Source organism: Streptomyces sp. NPDC002853 (assembly GCF_053591915.1).
Map to the genome: position 1 here is coordinate 336981 of NZ_JBSFUS010000007.1, position 17591 is coordinate 354571.

18 protein-coding genes are annotated in these 17591 nt (G+C 71.2%); 10 read left to right on the forward strand and 8 right to left on the reverse strand.

Going from position 1 to position 17591, the window contains the following annotated elements:
- The first annotated feature begins 32 nt into the window (after positions 1-32).
- Positions 33-908 (forward strand): RNA polymerase sigma-70 factor, encoded by an 876-nt coding sequence (locus tag ACWD02_RS21060; RefSeq protein ID WP_451212812.1) that lies wholly within the window; start codon positions 33-35, stop codon positions 906-908.
- 58 nt (positions 909-966) lie between these two features.
- A complete protein-coding gene (locus ACWD02_RS21065) occupies positions 967-2610 on the forward strand; it encodes an ABC-F family ATP-binding cassette domain-containing protein (protein WP_451212815.1) in 1644 nt (547 codons plus the stop codon).
- 21 nt (positions 2611-2631) lie between these two features.
- Here the strand turns inward: ACWD02_RS21065 and ACWD02_RS21070 are convergent, their stop codons facing one another.
- The 3 genes from ACWD02_RS21070 to ACWD02_RS21080 all read right to left on the reverse strand — a co-directional run bounded on the left by ACWD02_RS21070 (position 2632) and on the right by ACWD02_RS21080 (position 6247).
- On the reverse strand, positions 2632-5007 hold the full coding sequence (locus tag ACWD02_RS21070; RefSeq protein WP_451212818.1) for a Tex family protein: 2376 nt from the start codon (positions 5005-5007) through the stop codon (positions 2632-2634).
- 63 nt (positions 5008-5070) lie between these two features.
- Positions 5071-5238, reverse strand: a complete 168-nt coding sequence (locus tag ACWD02_RS21075; RefSeq protein WP_451212821.1) for an LPFR motif small protein — start codon at positions 5236-5238, stop codon at positions 5071-5073.
- A 118-nt stretch (positions 5239-5356) separates the two neighbouring features.
- Positions 5357-6247 (reverse strand): SCO6745 family protein, encoded by an 891-nt coding sequence (locus ACWD02_RS21080; protein ID WP_451212824.1) that lies wholly within the window; start codon positions 6245-6247, stop codon positions 5357-5359.
- Between the two features lie 143 nt (positions 6248-6390).
- On the opposite strand from ACWD02_RS21080, the gene ACWD02_RS21085 reads away from it, so the two are divergent.
- Together ACWD02_RS21085 and ACWD02_RS21090 are read left to right on the forward strand one after the other, a co-directional pair.
- Positions 6391-7383 (forward strand): GlxA family transcriptional regulator, encoded by a 993-nt coding sequence (locus ACWD02_RS21085; RefSeq protein WP_451212827.1) that lies wholly within the window; start codon positions 6391-6393, stop codon positions 7381-7383.
- Between the two features lie 10 nt (positions 7384-7393).
- Positions 7394-8026, forward strand: coding sequence for a DJ-1/PfpI family protein (locus ACWD02_RS21090; protein WP_451212830.1), 633 nt, complete (start codon positions 7394-7396; stop codon positions 8024-8026).
- A 4-nt stretch (positions 8027-8030) separates the two neighbouring features.
- Here the strand turns inward: ACWD02_RS21090 and ACWD02_RS21095 are convergent, their stop codons facing one another.
- Positions 8031-8804 (reverse strand): enoyl-CoA hydratase/isomerase family protein, encoded by a 774-nt coding sequence (locus ACWD02_RS21095; RefSeq protein WP_451212833.1) that lies wholly within the window; start codon positions 8802-8804, stop codon positions 8031-8033.
- A gap of 93 nt (positions 8805-8897) precedes the next feature.
- Between ACWD02_RS21095 and ACWD02_RS21100 the strand changes: the two genes are divergently transcribed.
- A complete protein-coding gene (locus ACWD02_RS21100) occupies positions 8898-9560 on the forward strand; it encodes an HdeD family acid-resistance protein (RefSeq protein WP_451212835.1) in 663 nt (220 codons plus the stop codon).
- A 141-nt stretch (positions 9561-9701) separates the two neighbouring features.
- Positions 9702-10193: an ATP-binding protein gene (locus tag ACWD02_RS21105; protein WP_451213360.1), complete on the forward strand. Its 492-nt coding sequence runs from the start codon at positions 9702-9704 to the stop codon at positions 10191-10193.
- A 1-nt stretch (position 10194) separates the two neighbouring features.
- Here ACWD02_RS21105 and idi read toward each other — a convergent pair whose 3' ends face one another.
- From idi to ACWD02_RS21125, 4 genes are all read right to left on the reverse strand, one after another.
- On the reverse strand, positions 10195-10788 hold the full coding sequence (gene idi / locus ACWD02_RS21110; RefSeq protein ID WP_451212838.1) for an isopentenyl-diphosphate Delta-isomerase: 594 nt from the start codon (positions 10786-10788) through the stop codon (positions 10195-10197).
- A gap of 104 nt (positions 10789-10892) precedes the next feature.
- Entirely contained in the window at positions 10893-11819 is a 927-nt protein-coding gene (locus tag ACWD02_RS21115) for a cation diffusion facilitator family transporter (protein WP_451212841.1), read from the reverse strand.
- Positions 11820-11984: 165 nt separating this feature from the next.
- Positions 11985-12968 (reverse strand): UDP-glucose 4-epimerase GalE, encoded by a 984-nt coding sequence (gene galE / locus ACWD02_RS21120; protein WP_451212844.1) that lies wholly within the window; start codon positions 12966-12968, stop codon positions 11985-11987.
- Between the two features lie 206 nt (positions 12969-13174).
- The gene (locus tag ACWD02_RS21125; RefSeq protein WP_451212847.1) at positions 13175-13402 is read right to left on the reverse strand and encodes a hypothetical protein; all 228 of its coding nucleotides are present in this window, start codon (positions 13400-13402) and stop codon (positions 13175-13177) included.
- Between ACWD02_RS21125 and ACWD02_RS21130 the strand changes: the two genes are divergently transcribed.
- From ACWD02_RS21130 to ACWD02_RS21145, 4 genes are read left to right on the forward strand one after another with little or no spacing between them, the layout of a single operon-like run.
- The gene (locus tag ACWD02_RS21130) at positions 13394-15037 is read left to right on the forward strand and encodes a DUF5941 domain-containing protein (RefSeq protein ID WP_451212849.1); all 1644 of its coding nucleotides are present in this window, start codon (positions 13394-13396) and stop codon (positions 15035-15037) included. The two genes, ACWD02_RS21125 and ACWD02_RS21130, sit on opposite strands and share 9 nt — an antisense overlap.
- Positions 15034-15771, forward strand: coding sequence for a phosphocholine cytidylyltransferase family protein (locus tag ACWD02_RS21135; RefSeq protein WP_363207563.1), 738 nt, complete (start codon positions 15034-15036; stop codon positions 15769-15771). Before ACWD02_RS21130 ends, ACWD02_RS21135 begins: the two co-directional genes overlap by 4 nt.
- Positions 15759-16823, forward strand: coding sequence for an iron-containing alcohol dehydrogenase family protein (locus ACWD02_RS21140; protein ID WP_249586470.1), 1065 nt, complete (start codon positions 15759-15761; stop codon positions 16821-16823). The genes ACWD02_RS21135 and ACWD02_RS21140 overlap by 13 nt, the downstream gene beginning before the upstream one ends.
- Positions 16801-17580, forward strand: coding sequence for a CDP-alcohol phosphatidyltransferase family protein (locus ACWD02_RS21145; RefSeq protein ID WP_249586469.1), 780 nt, complete (start codon positions 16801-16803; stop codon positions 17578-17580). The genes ACWD02_RS21140 and ACWD02_RS21145 overlap by 23 nt, the downstream gene beginning before the upstream one ends.
- Positions 17581-17591 lie beyond the last annotated feature (11 nt).

Genomic DNA, 17591 nt, shown 5'->3' on the forward strand with positions numbered 1-17591 from the left:
TCGCCCTGTCGCCACGCTGGGAGCATGCCCCGATGACCGACGCCACGCCCGCACTTGACCCGTTCCTCGAGCACCGGCGACTGCTGCACTCCACCGCCTACCGGATGCTGGGCAGCGTCACCGATGCCGAGGACGTCCTGCAGGACGCGTGGCTGACCTGGAACTCCGCGGACCGCGAAACCGTCCGCCACCCCAAGGCCTACCTGGTGCGCACCGTCACCAACCTGTCGCTGAACCGCCTCACCTCGGCGCGGGCCACCCGCGAGAAGTACGTCGGCCCGTGGCTTCCCGAACCGCTCCTGACCGCGCCCGACATAGCCGAGGAGAGCGAGCTGGCCGACACCGTCTCCACGGCCATGCTGGTCGTCCTCGAATCCCTGAGCCCGGTGGAGCGCGCGGTCTTTCTGCTCCGCGAGGTCTTCGGCTACTCGCACGCGGAGATAGCCGAGACCGTGGACCGCCCCGAGGCCACGGTCCGGCAGATCGCGCGCCGCGCCCGCGCCCACGTCCAGGCGCGCCGCCCCCGCTTCGACACGGACGCGGACGAGCGCCGCCAGGTCACCGCGCGCTTCCTCGCGGCCTGCTCGGGCGGCGACCTGAACGCGGTCATGGAACTCCTCGCCCCTGATGTCACCGCATGGTCGGACGGCGGCGGCAAGGTCACGGCGGCCCGCCGCCCGCTGCACGGCACCGACCATGTGGCGCGCTGGTTCCTCGGCGTCCTGGCCAAGCCCGTGATGACGGGCGTCACCTGCGAGCCCGCCACCATCAACGGCGAACTGGGCGTCCTCTTCAAACTGGGCGACTACATCGGAGGGTGCCTGACCTACGACCTCGCGGACGGCTTGATCCACAACATGCGTTTCCAGTTCAACCCGGACAAACTCGGCGGCCTGCGCCTCACGTGACGGCCGGGCCGTGCTGCCGGACGAGCGAGCTCGGGTCTCGCCTAAACTCGACCCCCTGATGACCGCAACCCTCGTCGCCAAGAATCTCGCCGCAGGCCACGGCGACCGCTCCCTCTTCTCCGCACTGGAGCTGGTCGTCGCGCCCGGCGACGTCATCGGCCTGGTCGGTGCCAACGGCGCCGGCAAGTCGACCCTCCTGCGCCTCCTCGCCGGCCTGGACACCCCGGAGACCGGGGAACTGCGCCTCGCCCCGGCCGGCGCGGCCGTGGGCCACCTGCCGCAGGAGCCCGACCGCCGCCCCGGCGAGACCATCCGCGCCTTCCTGGCCCGCCGCACCGGTGTCGACGAAGCCCAGCGGACCATGGACGAGGCCACCCAGGGCCTGGTCGACGGGACCCCGGGCGCCGACGACGCGTACGCCTCCAGCCTGGAGCGCTGGCTGGCGCTCGGCGGCGCGGACCTCGACGAGCGGGCGGAGGAGGTCGCCGCCTCCCTCGGCCTCGACGTCAGCCTCGACCAGCCCATGACCTCGCTCTCCGGCGGCCAGGCCGCCCGGGCGGGCCTCGCCTCCCTGCTCCTGTCCCGCTACGACGTCTTCCTCCTGGACGAGCCGACCAACGACCTCGACCTCGCGGGCCTCGAACGCCTGGAGAGCTTCGTCCGCGGACTGCGGGCCGGCACGGTGGTCGTCAGCCACGACCGCGAGTTCCTCACCCGCACCGTCACCAAGGTCCTCGAACTCGACCTCGCCCAGCAGCAGGTCAACCTCTACGGCGGCGGCTACGACGCCTACCTGGAGGAGCGAGACGTCGCACGGCGCCACGCCCGCGACGAGTTCGAGGAGTACGCCGACAAGAAATCCGCCCTGGAAGGCCGCGCCCAGATGCAGCGGTCCTGGATGGACAAGGGCGTCAAGAACGCCCGGCGCAAGGCGGGGGACAACGACAAGATCGGCCGTAACTTCCGCAGCGACTCCAGCGAGAAGCAGGCAGCCAAGGCGCGCCAGACGCAGCGCATGATCGAACGGCTCGACGCCGTGGAGGAGCCCCGCAAGGAGTGGGAGCTGCAGATGGAGATCGCGTCGGCTCCGCGCTCCGGCAGCGTCGTCGCCACCCTTCGCGACGCCGAGGTGCACCGCGGCGCGTTCACGCTCGGCCCCGTGACCCTGCAGATCGACTGGGCGGACCGGGTGGCGATCACCGGCGCGAACGGCTCGGGCAAGTCGACCCTGCTCGGCACCCTGCTCGGCCGCATCCCCACGGACGCGGGCCACGCGGCACTCGGCTCCGGAGTGCTCGTGGGCGAGGTGGACCAGGCCCGTGCGCTGTTCCACGGTCCGGAGTCGCTCCTGGACGCGTTCTGCGCCGCCGTGCCCGACACCGAACCGGCCGACGTCCGCACGCTGCTGGCCAAGTTCGGCCTGAAGGCGGCACACGTCCTGCGCCCCGCGGCCACCCTCTCCCCGGGCGAACGCACCCGGGCGGGCCTCGCGCTGCTCCAGGGCCGGGGAGTCAACCTCCTGGTCCTCGACGAACCGACGAACCACCTCGACCTGCCGGCCATCGAGCAGTTGGAGTCCGCCCTGGAGGCGTACGAGGGCACGCTGCTCCTGGTGACGCACGACCGCAGGATGCTGGACGCGGTGCGGGTGACGAGGCGGCTGGAGGTGACGGAGGGCAAGGTGACCGAACTGTCACCCTGACCTCCGTCAACTCTCCCCGGGTCAGCGCTTCTTGGGGTCCAGGAGCCCGGCCCGCCGCAAGGCGTCCGCCATCGCGTCATTGGCCGGCGGCGGCCCCTGCTGCCGCTTCCCCTGACCACCGCCCTGCCGCTGGGGGCGCTGGCCGCCGCCCTGCTGCCGCTGCTGCGGGGGACGCCCGCCCCGCTTCGGCTGCTCCCCGCCGGAGGCGCTCGCCTCGTCGTCAAGGCGCAGCGTCAGCGAGATCCGCTTGCGCGGGATGTCGACGTCCATCACCTTCACCTTGACGATGTCGCCCGGCTTCACCACGTCACGCGGGTCCTTGACGAACGTCCTGGACATCGCGGAGACATGGACGAGCCCGTCCTGGTGGACGCCGATGTCCACGAAGGCGCCGAACGCCGCCACGTTCGTGACGACCCCCTCCAGGACCATCCCGGACGCGAGGTCGGAGATCTTCTCGACGCCGTCCTTGAAGGTCGCCGTCTTGAAGGCGGGACGCGGGTCGCGGCCCGGCTTCTCCAGCTCCTTCAGGATGTCGCTGACGGTGGGCAGGCCGAAGGACTCGTCCACGAACTCGTCCGCCCGCAGCGAGCGCAGCGTCGCCGTGTCGCCGATGAGCGAGGCGACCTCGCCGCCCGTCTTCTTCGCCATCTTGCGCACCACCGGATACGCCTCGGGGTGCACGCTGGACGCGTCCAGCGGGTCGTCGCCGCCGCGGATGCGCAGGAAGCCCGCGCACTGCTCGTACGCCTTGGGGCCGAGCCGTGCGACGTCCTTGAGGCCCTTGCGGGAGGAGAAGGGGCCGTTCGTGTCGCGGTGCGCCACGATGTTCTCGGCGAGGCCGGCGCCGATGCCGGAGACCCGGGAGAGCAGCGGGGCGGAGGCCGTGTTCACGTCCACGCCGACGCCGTTCACACAGTCCTCGACGACCGCGTCGAGGGAGCGGGACAGCTTCACCTCGGAGAGATCGTGCTGGTACTGGCCGACGCCGATGGACTTCGGGTCGATCTTCACCAGCTCGGCGAGCGGGTCCTGCAGGCGCCGGGCGATGGACACGGCGCCGCGCAGCGACACGTCCATGTCGGGCAGCTCCTGCGAGGCGAAGGCCGAAGCGGAGTACACCGAGGCGCCCGCCTCGGAGACCATCACCTTCGTGAGGTTCAACTCCGGGTGCTTCGTGATGAGTTCACCGGCGAGCTTGTCCGTCTCGCGGGACGCCGTGCCGTTCCCGATCGCGATCAGGTCGACCGAGTGCTCCTTGGCGAGCTTCGCGAGCGTCGCCAGGGACTGGTCCCACTTGTTCGCCGGGACGTGCGGGTTGATGACGTCGGTGGCGACGACCTTGCCGGTCGCGTCGACCACGGCGACCTTCACACCCGTACGGAAACCGGGGTCGAGCCCCAGCGTCGCGCGCGTGCCCGCGGGTGCGGCGAGCAGCAGGTCGCGCAGGTTCGACGCGAAGACCCGCACGGCCTCGTCCTCGGCGGCCGTGCGCAGGCGCAGGCGCAGGTCGATCCCCAGGTGCACCAGGATGCGGGTCCGCCAGGCCCAGCGCACCGTGTCCTGCAGCCACTTGTCGGCCGGGCGGCCGCGGTCCACGACGCCGAAGCGGTGGGCGACCATCCCCTCGTACGAGGACGGGCCCTCCGTGGCCTCCTCCGGCTCCAGGACGAGATCGAGCACGTCCTCCTTCTCGCCGCGCAGCATCGCGAGGACGCGGTGCGAGGGGAGCTCCTTGAAGGGCTCGGCGAAGTCGAAGTAGTCGGCGAACTTGGCGCCCGCCTCCTCCTTGCCCGCACGGACCTTCGCGGCGAGGCGGCCGCGCACCCACATGCGCTCACGCAGCTCACCGATCAGGTCGGCGTCCTCGGAGAACCGCTCGGCGAGGATCGCGCGGGCACCGTCGAGCGCGGCCTGCGGGTCGGCGACGCCCTTGTCGGCGTCCACGAAGGCGGCGGCCGCGGCGTGCGGGTCCACCGAGGGGTCGCCGAGCAGGCCGTCGGCCAGCGGTTCGAGCCCTGCCTCGCGGGCGATCTGCGCCTTCGTGCGGCGCTTCGGCTTGAACGGCAGGTAGATGTCCTCGAGCCGAGCCTTGGTGTCCGCGGCGCGGATCTGCGCTTCCAGCTCGTCGGTGAGCTTGCCCTGCTCGCGGACCGATTCGAGGATCGCGGCGCGCCGCTCCTCGAGCTCCCGCAGATAACGCAGCCGCTCCTCGAGCGTGCGCAGCTGCGCGTCGTCGAGCATCTCGGTCGCTTCCTTGCGGTAGCGAGCGATGAAGGGCACCGTCGAGCCGCCGTCGAGCAGGTCGACGGCGGCCTTCACCTGCCGCTCCCGTACGCCGAGTTCTTCGGCGATCCTGCCTTCGATCGATGCTGTGGACGTCTGCAGAGGTGCCACGTTTCCCGCCTTCTCACTGGGGTTGCGGGGCAATTGTGGCAGGTGGCACCGACAGCGGGGGGATCAGACCCGGCTCGCCCGCCCCGGGCGGCGTCCGGACCGGCGCCCCGATCGCCGTGTGGAGCTCGAGGCACCGCCGAACAGCCGGGCAACGGCGCGGAACGGCAGCGTCACCACGGTGGCGAGTGCCGCGCCGATCTGGCGCAGGACATCTGCGATCGCTCGGAACACGGGATTTCCCCTTTCGTCGCCCGGTCCGGCGCCAGATGCGCCGGAGCGGAGACGAACGAGTACCTCGCACGGCGCCACCCATGCCTGCGCCGTGGTGCCGACCGCGCCGTGGGTCCGGCTACTCCTTGCCGAGCAGATCCGCGGGGAACGCTCCCGCCTGGAGCGCCGCGCCCGCGAAGACGGTCCCCAGCTCCGTCAGACGCTCGACGCCGGCCGCGCCCAGGTGCTCGTACGGTGCCCGGTCCAGGCGGTCCGTGGCCTCCTCGACGTCCTTGCGCAGCGCGACGCCCGCCTCGGTCAACTCGGCCACCCCGTCGTGCAGTCCGCGGGCGTGCAGCCGCTCAACGGCCTCGTCCCAGTCCTGCTGGGTCCAGCCGCGCGTGTGGAAGTTCCACTTCGGCCGCATGCCCTTGCCGGTGGCCGTGTGGCTCACCAGCGCCTCCAGGCCGTCGAGTTCGGCGTGCTGGAGGGCCGTGAGGTGCCCGTCGCCCCGGTGTTCGCGCAGCAGCGTCGCGGCGTGCCAGAGCGCCAGGTGGGGCTGCTCGGGTACGGGCAGGTCCGCGTGGGCGGCGTAGAGCGGCCGTGCCGAGCGTGAGCAGGCCTCGGTGGCGCGCAGCGCGAGCTCGGCGGCCTCCGCCATCTCCGGCGACGCGAGGGCCTCCTCTCCGAGGAGGCGCCGCAGCGTCGAGTCGACGGCACGCGCGCGTGCCGCGAGGACGTCTTCGGGGGACGCGATGCGCCAGATCCCGGGCACGTGCCGGGCGACCGTCTCGTGCTTGTAGTTGTAGAACGCCGCCGTGACCACTCCGGCGCCGACCGGCCCCATCGCCGCGGTGCGCACGGCGAAATTGACGGCCTTGGGGTGGGTGATGCCGATCTCGGTGAGCTCGCGCCCGGTGTCGGGCGAGAAGTAGTGCGTCGAGTGCAGCGAATTGAGCACGTTGTGACACCGGCGTCCCGCGCGCGGGTGCAGTGCCGCGGCCGGGGAGGGGGGCTTGAGAGAAGTCATGGCCGCACGCTACCGACTGGTTGGTATGACGTGAAGCCCGGGGCGCCGCGAGAACTGGCCGCCCGCGCGTCACCGCCGCCGGTGGCAGGAAAGGAGGGCCATTCGTCATTGCGGCCATCCGGTGGGAGGCCAACAATCGGGGCATGGAACAGCGAACTGTCCTGGTCGTCCTCTACGACGGTGTCCAGAGCCTCGACGTCACGGGACCGGTGGAGGTGTTCGCGGGCGCCGCCGCCTGCCACGGCGGAGACCGGCTCGCGTACCGCGTCCGCACCGCCTCCCTGGACGGTGGCCCCGTCCGCACGTCGAGCGGGCTCACGCTGGTACCGGACTCCTCCCTCGCCGACGCCCCCCTGCCGCACACCCTCCTCGCCCCGGGCGGCATCGGCAGCCGCGAGGCCGACCCCCGCCTGATCGACTGGCTCCGGACGAACGCCCCGCGGGCGCAGCGCCTGGTCTCGGTCTGCACCGGCGCCATCCTCCTCGCCGAGGCCGGGCTCCTGGACGGCCGCCGGGTGGCGACGCACTGGGCGTTCTGCGCCGAGCTCGCGCGTGATCACCCGGCCGTCGAGGTCGACCCCGACCCGATCTTCGTCCGTGACGGTCATGTCGCGACCTCCGCGGGCGTGACCGCGGGCATCGACCTGGCCCTGGCCCTGGTGGAGGAGGACCTGAGCCGGGACGAGGCGCTGATGGTCGCGCGCTACCTCGTCGTCTTCCTGCGGCGGCCGGGGAACCAGGCACAGTTCAGTGCCCAGCTCGCCGCGCAGACGGCCCTGCGCGAGCCCCTGCGCGAGGTCCAGCAGTGGATCACCGAGCACCCGGACGACAACCTCTGCGTCGAGTCGCTCGCCGCCCGTGCCCGGCTCTCGCCGCGGCACTTCGCCCGCGCGTTCCAGACGGAGACGGGGATGACGCCGGGCAAGTACGTCGAGCGCGTGCGCGTCGAGCACGCGCGCCGCCTCCTGGAGGACACGTCGCACGGGATCGGGGAGGTCTCACGCGCCTGCGGCTACGGCACCCCGGAGGCGATGCGCCGCGCTTTCGTCAAGCTCCTCGGGGCGGCGCCCGCCGAGTACCGGCGGCGCTTCCACGCCCCTCTCGTCCCCCGGCCCGCACCCGCCCTCAACAGATAGGCAGCACTCCATGCAGATCGCCATTGCCTTGTTCGAACGCTTCACCGCGCTGGACGCGGTCGGACCGTACGAGATGCTCGGCCGTACGCCGGGCGCAGAGACCGTCTTCGTGGCGGAGCGTCCCGGGCCGGTGCGCAACGACAACGGCTCCCTCGCGCTCGTCGCCGACCGTGCCTTCGCCGACGTGCCCAACCCCGACATCCTCCTCGTCCCCGGCGGCCCGGGGCAGAGCGACCACATGGAGAGCGAGACGCTGCTTGGCTGGCTGCGGTCCGCCGACGCCACAAGTACCTGGACGACGTCCGTGTGCACCGGCTCCCTCCTGCTCGCCGCCGCCGGGCTCCTGAAGGGGCGCCGCGCCACCTCGCACTGGCTCGCGCTCCCGGAGCTGGGGCGGTTCGGCGTGGAGGCGACGGGGGAGCGGGTGGTGTTCGACGGCAAGTACGTCACGGCGGCCGGGGTCTCCTCCGGCATCGACATGGGGCTCGCCCTCATCGGCCGGATCGCGGGCGACGAGCAGGCCCAGACCCTGCAGCTCCTGACGGAGTATGACCCCCAGCCGCCCTACGACGCCGGGTCCCCGCACAAGGCGCCCGCCCACCTCGTCGAGAAGTTCCGCGCGGAGAGCCGCCTCAGCCAGTAGCGCCTCAGCCAGTAGCGCCGTCGCCGGGAGGCCGGCCAGGAGTCCAGGTGAAGCGCGGCTCCCGGCGCTCCAGGAAGGCGGCGACCCCCTCGGCGGTGTCGCCGCCCGCCCGCGCCTGCTCGCCCCAGTGGGCGTCGCGGTCGAGGCGCCCGGCCGCGAACTCCTTGGCCGCGGCTTGCGTCAGCTGCGAACGTGAGGCGAGGACGGCGGTGAACTCCGCGACCCGCTTGTCCAGTTCTCCCGCGGGCAGCACCTCGTCGACGAGACCCGTGCGCAGCGCCCGCCCGGCATCGATCAACTCACCTGAGAACAGCAGGTACTTGGCGGTGGACGGGCCCACGAGCGACACCAGGCGCCGCGTCGACGACGACGGATAGACGATCCCCAGCTTCGCCGGAGTGATCCCGAACAAGGCGCCCTCGTCCGCGAACCGCAGGTCGCAGGCCGCCGCGAGCTGGCTCCCGCCGCCCACGCAGTAGCCGCGCACCACGGCCAGCGTCGGCTTGGGGAAGACGGAGAGGGCTTCCTCGGCCCGCACCGCCAGGTCCTGCGCCTCACCCGGCGACTCCCGGAGCGAGGAGATGTCGGCCCCCGCGCAGAAGGTCTCGCCCTCGCCGGTCAGGACGAGCGCCCGCACGGCCGGATCGGCGGCGAGTCCGGCGAGCAGCGGCGGCAGCTGACGCCACATGTCCGCCGTCATGGCGTTGCGCTTCGCCGGATGGTCGATGACGACGGTGGCGACGCCGTGGGTGACGGCCTGCCTCAGCTGCGGCTCCATGCGCAGGATGCTATCCGCACCTCTCGAACGTACGATCAAGAAGGGGCGGCCCTGAGAACTCTGTGCAGCGGGGGAAGCAGGACGGAGACGCTGATGGCCCGATCCAAGCGCGCCGAGGCCGCCGCACCCCAGGCCCAGGGCGCCAAACAGCTCAACCGCAGTCTCGGCTGGCTGGCCCTGCTGGGTGCGATCCTGGCGATCGCCGGGCTCGTGGGCCTCGTCTACACGGGCGTCGCCACCCTCACCTCCATGCTCCTGTTCGGCTGGCTGCTCCTGATCGGCGGTTGCGTCGGTCTGCTGCACGCCGTGCAGTCGCGGGGCACGAACTTCTTCTGGCTGGGCGTGGTGGTGGCCGCCCTGAACCTCGCCGCCGGTGTCGTGATCATCCGCAGGCCGGATGTGGCGGCGGAGGCGCTGACGATGTTCGCCGCGCTGCTCTTCCTGACCGGTGGTGTCTTCCGGCTTGTCGGCAGCCTGGTGGTGCGCGGCCCGCAGTTCGGCTGGACGCTCGTGCAGGGCGCCTTCGGTCTGCTGCTCGGCATCCTGGTGCTCGCCAACTGGCCCAGCAGCAGCCAGTACGTGATCGGCTGCTTCTTCTCGCTCGCGCTGCTCTTCGACGGCCTCGGCCTGCTTGCCGCGGGCCTGGGCGGGCGCCGGATCGTGAGCATGGTCAGCGAGGGCCCGGAGACGGGACAAGGCGAGCAACCCGTACAAGCGGAAGAAACCTTCAAAGCGAAGCCGGAGGGACAGAAGTAGTCACCAGCCAGCCGCGCTCGGGCGCCAGTGATCAAATATCGTCGATAGTCGCTGACTTCTGTTCAGTCACACGGTCCGGACCAACGTATTCCCAACACTCGACACGTGGTGACAATCGAGCGCAAGGGCGGCGACCGGACGATGGACGACGACGGGAGGGGGCCCGGCCCACTCCCTCGGGAGCCCGCGAAAGTGCCGTACGAAGGCGTGTGGCGGTTCACCGCCGCCGCCGTGGACGCCTCGGTGCCCCAGGCGCGGCACGCGGTACGCGACCTGCTCGCGCGGCAGGGCGTGCCCGTCTCGGACGACCTCGTGCAGGGCCTGCTCCTGATCGTCTCCGAACTGGTCACCAACGCCGTACGGCACGCGGCCCTGCTCTCACCGATGCTGGCGGTGGAGGTGGCGGTCGGCGCCGAGTGGGTGCGGGTCTCCGTGGAGGACGACCACCCCTACCGCCCGACCGCCCTGGTGGCCGACCACGGCCAGACCGGCGGCCGCGGCCTTCTCCTGGTGCGCGAGATCACCCAGGAGGCGGGCGGTGCCTGCGACGTCGAGCACACCGCGAGCGGGGGCAAGGTCATCTGGGCGGCCCTGCCCCTGAAGCCCAACGGCTCCGGCCCGCAGGAGAGTTGACTCACCAGCCGGCGGAAGGCCCCGTCAGCTCGCGGACGGCGGGGCGTGCCGCGTCGAGGACGGTCATGAACCACGCGGAGAACGGCTCCTTCGCGTGCCGCTCCGCCAGCTCGGCGGCCGTCACGAACGCGGTCTCGCCGACCTCGGACGCGTCGGGCCGCAGCGGTGCCTGGACCATCCCGACGAAGAGGTGGTTGAACTCCTGCTCCACCAGGCCCGAGTCGGGGTCCGGGTGGTTGTAGCGCACCGTGCCCGCCTCCGCGAGCAGTGAGGGCGAGACGCCCAGCTCCTCGTACGTCCGGCGCGCGGCGGCCGCGAACGGCGCCTCGCCGGGGTACGGGTGACCGCAGCAGGTGTTCGACCAGACGCCGGGGGAGTGGTACTTGCCCAGGGCGCGCTGCTGCAGCAACAGCCGCCCCTGCTCGTCGAAGAGGAAGACGGAGAACGCCCGGTGCAGCTGCCCGGGCGCCTGATGCGCGGAGAGTTTCTCCGCCGTGCCGATCGTCCTGCCGTCCTCGTCGACGAGTTCCAGCAAGATCGCTTCTCCGGTGCCGTTCGACGAACTGTTCGCCGCGGTGGCAGGTGTGGTCGGCATACCCATCCTTCGCTTCGGTCTTCGAGCCTCAAGTCTGCCGCACGTGAGGGGCCCTCCTGGCAAGGAACCACCGGAAGCCACCCTCACCGGTGCTCGAAGACCGGTCAGTGGCAGAGCTTCGCCTCGTGCTCCGCGTGGCCGACCGGCTCCAGCTGGAAGGTGCAGTGCTCGACGTCGAAGTGGTCGCCCAGGCAGCCCTGCAGCTCGTGCAGCATCTTCTCGTGGCCGATCGCGTTCAGCGTCTCGGTGCTGACGACCACGTGCGCGGAGAGGACCGGCATCCCCGAGGTGATGGTCCAGGCGTGCAGGTCGTGGACGTCCTCGACGCCCGGCAGATCCAGTATGTGCGAGCGGACCTCGGCCATGTCGACGCCCTTCGGCGCGGACTCCAGGAGCACGTTCAGGGTCTCCCGCAGGAGCTTCACCGTACGCGGGACGATCATGAGACCGATGACGAGCGAAGCGATCGGGTCCGCCGCCTGCCAGCCGGTCGTCAGGATGAGCACCGCAGCGACGATCACGGCCAGGGAGCCCAGCGCGTCGGCCATGACCTCCAGGAAGGCGCCGCGCACGTTCAGGCTGTCCTTCTGGCCGCGCATCAGGAGCGAGAGGGAGATCATGTTCGCCACCAGGCCGATGACGCCGAAGACGATGGTCAGTCCGCCCTCGGTGTCGGCGGGCGTGATGAACCGCTGGATCGCCTCGAACAGGACGTAGCCGCCGACGCCGAGCAGCAGCAGACAGTTGGCGAGCGCGGCGAGGATCTCGGCGCGGGCATAGCCGAAGGTGCGGTTCTCCGTGGCCGGGCGATTGGCGAACTGGATCGCGAGCAGTGCCATGCCGAGGCCGAGCGCGTCCGTCGCCATGTGCGTCGCGTCCGCGATGAGCGCGAGCGAATCCGCCATGATGCCGCCGACGATCTCGACCACCATGACGGTGATCGTGATCGAGAGCGCGATGCGCAGCCGCCCCCGGTACGCCGCTGTCGCCGTCCCCCCGTGCGTGTGTCCGTGGTCGTGCCCAGCCCCCATGGAAGCCGCCTCCGTGTGTTCGGTATCGGTCTTCTGTTCCCTGGTCGCGCGTCTGTCGCGATCACAGTGAACTACTGGTGGGGGGTATCCGGCAACACGGCACTGAACACCGTTGTCATATGCTCTGACCTGCGGAAATGACCGCAGGTCAGAGCGCTGACGTGATCAGGGGCGGCGCGCCTCGGGGTGGTGGAGGCACCAGCCCGCCCACGCGGATTCGACCATCTCGCGTACCGTGCGCCGCGCCTTCCAGCCCAGCTTCTCGGCGGCCAGGCCCGCGTCCGCTACGGCGCGCGGCGCGTCGCCCTCGCGGCGCGGCTCGACGATCGCCGGGCGGGCGTCGCCGGAGATCTCCCCGATGAGCGTGACGAGTTCGCGTACGGAAACACCCTCGCCGCGGCCGATGTTCACCGTCAGGTCGCCCTCGGGGTGCGCCTCCACGCGGCGGGCCGCCGCGAGGTGGGCGTCGGCGAGGTCGGCGACGTGGATGTAGTCGCGCACGCAGGTGCCGTCCGGCGTCGGATGGTCGGCGCCGAAGATCCGCGGCGACTCGTCACGGGTGAGCCGGTCGAAGACCATCGGGATCACGTTGTAGACCCCGGTGTCCGCGAGCTCGGGGGTCACGGCGCCCGCCACGTTGAAGTAGCGCAAGCACACGGTCGCGATGCCGTGCGCCCGCCCGGCGGCCCGCACCAGCCACTCCCCGGCGAGCTTCGTCTCGCCGTAGGGGTTGATCGGCACGCAGGGGGTGGCCTCCGTCACCAGGTCCACGTCGGGCGGGTTGCCGTACACCGCGGCCGACGAGGAGAAGACGAAGCGCTTGATGCCGGCCTCGGCCACCGCGTCGAGCAGGGTCACCAGGCCGCCGAGGTTCTCCCGGTAGTAGCGCAGCGGCTGCTCCACGGACTCGCCGACCTGCTTGCGCGCCGCGAGATGCACCACACCCGTCACCTCGTGCTCGGCGAAGACCCGCCGCAGCAGCTCGCCGTCGAGCGATGAGCCCCTAATGAGAGGGATGTCCGCGGGGAGCCGCTCGGGCACCCCGGCCGAGACATCGTCGAGGACGACGACCCGCTCCCCGGCGCCGGCCAGAGCCCGCACCACATGTGCCCCGATATATCCCGCTCCACCTGTGATCATCCATGTCATGGGCGTCGACTTTATGTCGTTTGTGCCGGTCGATCGAAGCGCGGTTTGTGGGTGCCGCCCCCGATCGACCATGATGATCGAGTTGGCGGAGGCCTCTGCAGGTCATGCTTATGGGGCCGTAAACGGGCGGTGAACGCCCGCTTCCCATCATCCGATAGCCTCTGCCGACGTGCCGCCCGGCCGCTGCCGGCCAGGGGCGCCCCTCATCACGCACGTGCCCGGCGCGAGCCGCGCCGGCAATCAAGGAGTGAGTTCGTCTGTCGACCGCCATCCTGACCGGTCAGCCGGTCCCCGGGTCGCCGCTCGAAGGCGATCTGCGGTCCCTGGGGTTTGACGTCCGGGTCGCCTCCGACGCGGCGGACACCGAGACGCTGCTCGCCGCCGTCCCCGCCGGACAGCGGGTCGCGGTCGTCGACGCGCGCTTCGTGGGCCACGTCCACGCGCTCCGTCTCGGCCTGACGGACCCGCGCTTCCCCGCGTCGGCCGTCCCCGGCGCCGTCACCGCGCAGCCCGAGGCCCGCGCCGACCTGACGCGTGCCCTGCGCGCCACCACCGGCTCCGGCAACGGCGGCGGCTCCGCCGTGACCGTCGAGGCGCTCGCGGACCACGTGGCCGAGGCGATCGAGGCCGAGGGCCGCGCGCTGCACCGCCCCGACCTCGGCACCCTCGTCGCCACCGTGCCCAGCGATCCGCAGACGCGGAACGAGGCACGCCAGGCCGTCGCCGCCGTGGACGACGAAGCCGTACGCCTGCGTACGGCCGTCAAGTCGCGGGACGGCTTCTTCACGACGTACTGCATCTCCCCGTACTCGCGCTACATCGCCCGCTGGTGCGCGCGCCGGGGCCTCACCCCGAACCAGGTCACCACCGCCTCGCTGCTCGTCGCCCTGATCGCGGCGGGCTGCGCGGCCACCGGCACCCGCGGCGGCTTCGTCGCGGCCGGTCTCCTTCTTCTCTTCTCCTTCGTCCTGGACTGCACGGACGGGCAGCTCGCCCGCTACTCCCTGCAGTACTCGACGCTGGGCGCCTGGCTGGACGCGACGTTCGACCGCGCCAAGGAGTACGCCTACTACGCGGGCCTCGCGCTCGGCGCGGCCCGCGGCGGCGACGACGTATGGGCGCTCGCGCTCGGCGCGATGGTCCTGCAGACCTGCCGGCACGTGGTCGACTTCTCCTTCAACGAGGCGAACCACGACGCCACCGCCAACACCAGCCCCACCGCGGCCCTCTCCGACAAGCTCGACAGCGTCGGCTGGACGGTCTGGCTGCGCCGGATGATCGTGCTGCCGATCGGTGAGCGCTGGGCGCTGATCGCCGTGCTCACCGCGGTGACCACCCCGCGCATCACCCTGATCGTGCTGCTCATCGGCTGTGGCCTCGCCGCCTGCTACACCACGGCGGGCCGCGTCCTGCGCTCCCTCACCCGCAAGGCGACCCGCACCGACCGCGCCGCACAGGCACTCGCGGACCTCGCCGACACCGGGCCGCTCGCGTCGTCCTTCGCCGCCCTCAGGCTCGGCGGCCTCGCGCTGCCCGCGCCGGTCCTCGCCTTCGTCGGCGGTGCCGTGCTGGTCTGCGTGGCGGGACTCACGTCGTACGGCAGCCCGTGGGTGATCGTCGCCGCCGTCGTCTACGTCATCACTTCCGGGCTCGCCGTCTCCCGCCCCCTCAAGGGCGCCCTCGACTGGCTCGTCCCGCCGTTCTTCCGCGCGGCCGAGTACGGCACGATCCTGCTGCTCGCCGCCAAGGCGGACGTGAACGGTGCCTTGCCCGCGGCTTTCGGACTGGTGTCCGCCGTCGCCTACCATCACTACGACACGGTGTACCGCATCCGCGGCGACGCAGGCGCGCCGCCGCACTGGCTGGTGCGGGCGATCGGCGGGCATGAGGGCAGGACGCTGGCGGTCGCCCTGGCCGCCACGCTGCTCACCGACACAGATTTCACCGTCGCGCTCACGGCACTCGCCGTGGCCGTGGCACTTGTGGTGCTCGTCGAGAGCATCCGCTTCTGGGTGACCGCTCACAAACGTGGAGCACCCGCCGTACACGATGAAGGAGAACCCGCATGATCGGCCTCGTGCTGGCGGCCGGCGCCGGACGGCGTCTTCGCCCCTACACCGACACGCTTCCCAAGGCCCTGGTGCCGGTCGACGGTGACACCACCATCCTCGACCTGACCCTCGGCAACTTCGCGGAGATCGGTCTCACCGAGGTCGCGATCATCGTCGGCTACCGCAAGGAGGCGGTCTACGACCGCAAGGCGGCGCTCGAGGAGAAGTACGGCCTCAAGCTCACGCTGATCGACAACGACAAGGCCGAGGAGTGGAACAACGCCTACTCCCTCTGGTGCGGTCGTGACGCGATCAAGCACACGGTGATCCTCGCCAACGGCGACACCGTGCACCCCGTCTCCGTCGAGAAGACGCTGCTCGCCGCCCGCGGCGACGGCAAGAAGATCATCCTCGCCCTCGACACGGTGAAGAACCTCGCCGACGAGGAGATGAAGGTCATCGTGGACCCCGAGAAGGGCGTCCAGAAGATCACCAAGCTGATGGACCCGGCGACCGCCACCGGTGAGTACATCGGTGTCACGCTCATCGAGGGCGACGCCGCCGAGCAGCTGGCCGACGCCCTGAAGACCACCTTCGAGCGTGACCCCGACCTCTACTACGAGGACGGCTACCAGGAGCTCGTCAACCGCGGCTTCAAGGTCGACGTGGAGCCGATCGGCGACGTCAAGTGGGTCGAGATCGACAACCACGACGACCTCGCCAAGGGCCGGGAGATCGCGTGCCAGTACTGACGAGGCTCATCCCCTCGCCGGTCGTCGTGGACATCCGGCCGGGGGCGCTCAACGACCTGGCCGGTGTCCTGGCCGACCAGCGGATCTGCTCGTCAACCGGCAAGCTCGCCATCGCCATCAGTGGCGGCTCCGGCGCGGTGCTTCGCCAGCGGCTCGAACCGTCGCTGCCCACCGCCGAGTGGTTCGAGGTGGGCGGTGGCACGCTCGACGACGCCATCAAGCTCGCCGACGCCATCAAAAAGGGCCGCTACGACGCGGTCGTCGGACTCGGCGGCGGCAAGATCATCGACTGCGCCAAGTTCGCCGCGGCGCGGGTCGGCGCACCGCTGGTCGCCGTCGCGACGAACCTGTCGCACGACGGCCTGTGCTCGCCGGTCGCCACGCTCGACAACGACGCGGGCCGCGGCTCGTACGGAGTGCCGAATCCCATCGCGGTCGTCATCGACCTCGACGTGATCCGTGAGGCCCCCGTACGTTTCGTGCGCTCCGGCATCGGTGACGCCCTGTCCAACATCTCCGCGATCGCGGACTGGGAGCTCGCCGCCCGTGAGCGCGGCGAGGACATCGACGGCCTCGCGGCCGCGATGGCGCGCCAGGCCGGCGAAGCCGTCCTGCGTCACCCCGGTGGTGTCGGCGACGACGCCTTCCTGCAGGTCCTCGCCGAGGGTCTGGTCCTCACCGGCATCGCGATGTCCGTGTCGGGCGACTCCCGCCCGGCGTCCGGCGCCTGCCACGAGATCAACCACGCCTTCGACCTCCTCTTCCCCAAGCGCGCGGCGAGCCACGGCGAGCAGTGCGGCCTGGGCGCGGCCTTCGCGATGTTCCTGCGTGGAGCCCGCGAGGAGTCGCTGTACATGGTGGAGGTGCTGCGCAGGCACGGCCTCCCCGTGACGCCGGAGGAGATCGGCTTCACCGTGGACGAGTTCGTCCAGGTCGTGGAGTACGCCCCGCAGACGCGCCCCGGGCGCTACACGATCCTCGAGCACCTCAATCTGAATTCCGACCAGATCAAGGACGCATACGCCGACTATGCCAAGGCCATCGGTAGCTGAACTCCGCCCCGTCGTTCACCCCGCAGGGGTGAAGGACCGGCGCAGCGGTGAGCACTGGGCGGGACGCCTGTACATGCGAGAGATCTCGCTGCGCTGCGACCGCTACCTGGTGAACACCAGGATCACGCCCAACCAGCTCACGTATCTGATGACCGTGGCCGGCGCCCTGGCCGCCCCGGCGCTTCTGGTGCCGGGGATCACGGGCGCCGTGCTCGGCGTGATCATGGTCCAGCTGTATCTCCTGCTGGACTGCGTCGACGGCGAGATCGCACGCTGGCGCAAGCAGTACTCCATGGCCGGGGTCTACCTGGACCGGGTCGCCGCCTACCTGTGCGACGCCGCCGTGCTCGTCGGCTTCGGTCTGCGGGCCGCGGACCTGTGGGGCTCGGGCCGCATCGACTGGCTGTGGGCCTTCCTCGGCACGCTCGCCGCGCTCGGCGCCATATTGATCAAGGCGGAGACCGACCTCGTCGGTGTCGCCCGCCACCAGCAGGGCCTCGCGCCGGTCAAGGAGTCGGCCTCCGAACCGCGCTCCTCCGGCATGGCCCTGGCGCGCAGGGCCGCGGGTGCGCTGAAGTTCCACCGGCTCGTGCTCGGCATCGAGGCGTCGCTGCTGATCCTGGTCCTCGCGATCGTGGACTCGGTCCGGGGCGACCTGCTCTTCTCCCGGATCGGTGTCGCCGTCCTGGCCGGCATCGCGATGCTGCAGACCCTGCTGCACCTCGTGTCCATCCTCGCCTCCAGCAGGCTGAAGTGAGTGCCGCGGGG